The organism is Enterobacter cloacae complex sp. P16RS2 (genome assembly GCF_014982155.1).
GTDB classification, from domain to species: domain Bacteria; phylum Pseudomonadota; class Gammaproteobacteria; order Enterobacterales; family Enterobacteriaceae; genus Enterobacter; species Enterobacter cloacae_M.
This window is the reverse complement of the sequence record NZ_JADCKW010000066.1, coordinates 1-3156: the sequence shown is the minus strand read 5'-3', so window position 1 is coordinate 3156 and position 3156 is coordinate 1. Positions and strand designations below refer to the sequence as shown.

The following is a 3156-nucleotide window of genomic DNA, read 5'->3' as shown; positions in this document are numbered from 1 at the left end:
CTGTATAAGAGTGAATAATCCTTACAACTTTATCAGAAACATTTGGCATACTGTAATCGCTCACCTGCCGTAAAAGTCGTGTTTGCCCACGAGGCTGTGTTGCAAGGATATCCAGTGCCTGAAGTACACGTTCGCATTCCAGGCCTACCATCATAACGGATGCTTCTTCAAAACCCTCTGGACGCTCATGAGCTTCCCGAATATTAATAGCAGGGAAATTCATAATTGAAGACTCTTCCGTGATAGTTCCACTATCAGACAATACAGCTCGTGCATTTTTCTGAAGTTGATTGTAATCATGGAAACCTAAAGGCTTAAGCAAATGAATGTTTGAATGGAATTGAATTCCTTGTTCATTTATTCGGTTTCGTGTACGAGGGTGAGTGGAAACTATGACTGGCAAATTATACTTTTCAGCAATGGTGTTTAAAATTTCCGCCAGCTTGATTAGTTGCTTCGGAGAATCCACGTTTTCTTCTCTATGTGCACTTACAACGAAGAACTCTTCGGGACTAAGATTCAAGCGGGATAACACATCCGAACTATCAATTTGAGGCATATAGTATGAAAGCACTTCAAACATTGGACTGCCGGTTTTGATGATTCTGTCGGCCGGAATGCCCTCAGCCAGGAGGTATTCACGAGCAATATCACTGTAGGTCATATTGATATCAGCAGTATGATCCACGATTCGTCGGTTAGTTTCTTCCGGAACACGTTGGTCGAAACAGCGGTTGCCCGCTTCCATATGGAAAATAGGTACTTTACGCCGCTTAGCGGGAATCGCTGAAATGCATGAATTTGTATCACCCAGAACTAACATTGCCTCTGGTTTTTCAGATTCCAAAACTTCATCAACTTTTATAATAACCTGACCAATTGTTTCCGCCGCGTTCTTCCCTGCAGCATTTAAGAAATAATCAGGTTTTCTAACACCAAGATCCTTGAAAAATACTTCATTCAACTCATAATCATAGTTCTGACCTGTATGAACAAGAATATGCTCACAGTGAATATCAAGCTTAGCTAACACACGTGACAACCGAATAATTTCCGGACGCGTTCCAACAACAGACATAACTTTTAATTTTTTCATTATAGCGGTCTCGCAATTGTATCTGGCAAATCACGATTAAAAATTTCATTTGCCCAAAGCATAACTATTAATTCATCACCACCAATATTAGTAATATCATGGGTCCAACCAGGTACCGTCTCAACAATTTCAAACTTCTCTGATGAAACGTTAATCTCATAACGTTCCCCGGTAATTACATGCTCGAATTTGAAACACGCACGCCCACGAATCACTAAAAATTTTTCATTTTTTGAGTGGTGATAATGGCCCCCACGTGTAATTCCAGGATGGGCCGTAAAAAATGAAAACTGACCCGCAGATGGCGTCTTTAACATTTCACAAAAGATGCCGCGAGCGTCCCCGTAAGAGGGAATAGAATATGAAAACTCTTCAACGGGTAAATAACTCAACCAAGTCGAGTATAATGCGCGAATGAAACCCGTACCTACATTTTCAGTAACTAATGTTGAACGACTTGCTTTAAAGCGCTTGAGTAGTTCAGCAACTTCACCTACTGTTGTAGAATAAATGGGGTTAATACTTTTATATCCACTCTCGGATTTACCTTTAAGAAGTTCTAACGCTTCGCTACAAACATCATCAATGTAAACGAGATTAACTGCGGCAGAGGGATCATTGACGGTAATATCCAGACCGCGAGCTAAATTGTAGCAAAAAGTAGCGACAAAAGAGTTGTAGTTTGGTTTACACCATTTGCCAAAAACATTAGGAAAACGATATATATAATATGATGCACCGCTAAGCGATGCATAACGTTCAACATGTTTTTCTGACGATGCTTTACTCAGACCATATGGATTATCTAATTCAGCCTGGATTGAGGAGCTGATCATTAGTGGAATTCTTTTGCCGTTAGCAATTAACAATTCAACTAACTTGGCTGTAAAATTGGAGTTACCTTCAATAAACTCACCATTTTGCAGTGGTCTATTTATCCCTGCAAGATGATAAACAAAATCTGCGTTTTTTACTGCATCTTCAAGGTCTTCTGCGGTTGAATTACGACCAATTTTAATTAATTGAGTATAACCAGCCTCTTGAAGCCGTAAACATAAGTTACGGCCAATGAAGCCCTCAGCTCCGGTGATAAGAATCTTCATATTAGGAATCCAATTCGTATTGCTCGCCAGCACGTAATGCTCTAATAAAAGGAAGTTTAAGGAGCAGTGTTTTCATGCCCTCAACATCCAGTCGAGTTGTGTTATGAGAGTTATAATCTTCAATTTCAGAAATTCGACGATCGCCTTGCTCAACATATTTGCCATAATTAAGGTCGCGTAAATCAGGTGGTACTCGATAATAATCACCCATATCAATCGCTGCGATCATTTCTTCACGGCTAAGTAATGCTTCGTACAATTTTTCTCCGTGACGAGTCCCAATCACATTCACAGGATGGCTTTCAGCATTTAAGAGTTGTTTTAGAGCTATAGCCAAAGTATCTATGGTTGCAGCGGGTGCTTTTTGTACAAAAATATCGCCATTATTGCCATGTTCAAAAGCATAAAGCACTAAATCTACTGCATCCTCAAGTGTCATCATAAAGCGAGTCATGTTTGGATCGGTAATTGTAAGCGCTTTACCCGCTTTAATTAAATCAACAAAAAGCGGAATCACTGAACCCCGAGATGCCATTACGTTTCCATAGCGAGTACCACAAATCACCGTTTTTTCGCTATTAACATTACGTGATTTTGCAACCATGACTTTTTCCATCATAGCTTTCGAAATACCCATAGCATTTATTGGGTAAACTGCTTTATCAGTACTTAGACATACAATACGCTTGACTTCGTTTGCGATCGCCGCTTCAAGGACATTTTCTGTGCCTAACACATTAGTTTTAACTGCTTCCAAAGGATGGAATTCACAGGAAGGAACTTGCTTCAATGCTGCTGCGTGATAAATATAATCAACTCCTCTCGATGCGTTAAGCACACTTGAGTAGTCTCGCACATCTCCTATATAAAACTTCAGTTTCGGATTATTATATTTTTTACGCATGTCATCTTGTTTTTTCTCATCACGAGAAAAAATACGAATTTCGCGTATATCTG

At 39.6% G+C, this 3156-nt stretch carries 3 protein-coding genes; all 3 read right to left on the bottom strand.

Annotation, left to right across the window (positions count from 1 at the left end; translation table 11 throughout):
• On the bottom strand, window positions 1–1096 hold a 1096-nt coding region (gene wecB, locus INF68_RS22800), incomplete at its 3' end, for a non-hydrolyzing UDP-N-acetylglucosamine 2-epimerase (protein ID WP_193525467.1).
• Entirely contained in the window at window positions 1096–2199 is a 1104-nt protein-coding gene (locus INF68_RS22795; protein WP_109845267.1) for a capsular polysaccharide biosynthesis protein CapF, read from the bottom strand. The genes INF68_RS22795 and wecB, both read right to left, overlap by 1 nt.
• Window position 2200: 1 nt before the next feature.
• Window positions 2201–3156 (bottom strand): polysaccharide biosynthesis protein (locus INF68_RS22790; protein WP_193525466.1); only part of this gene is annotated, 956 nt, incomplete at its 5' end.

Excerpts from the sequence above, each read along its gene's own strand:
- INF68_RS22795 (WP_109845267.1), bottom strand. The coding sequence starts at position 2,199 with ATGAAGATTCTTATCACCGGAGCTGAGGGCTTCATTGGCCGTAACTTA.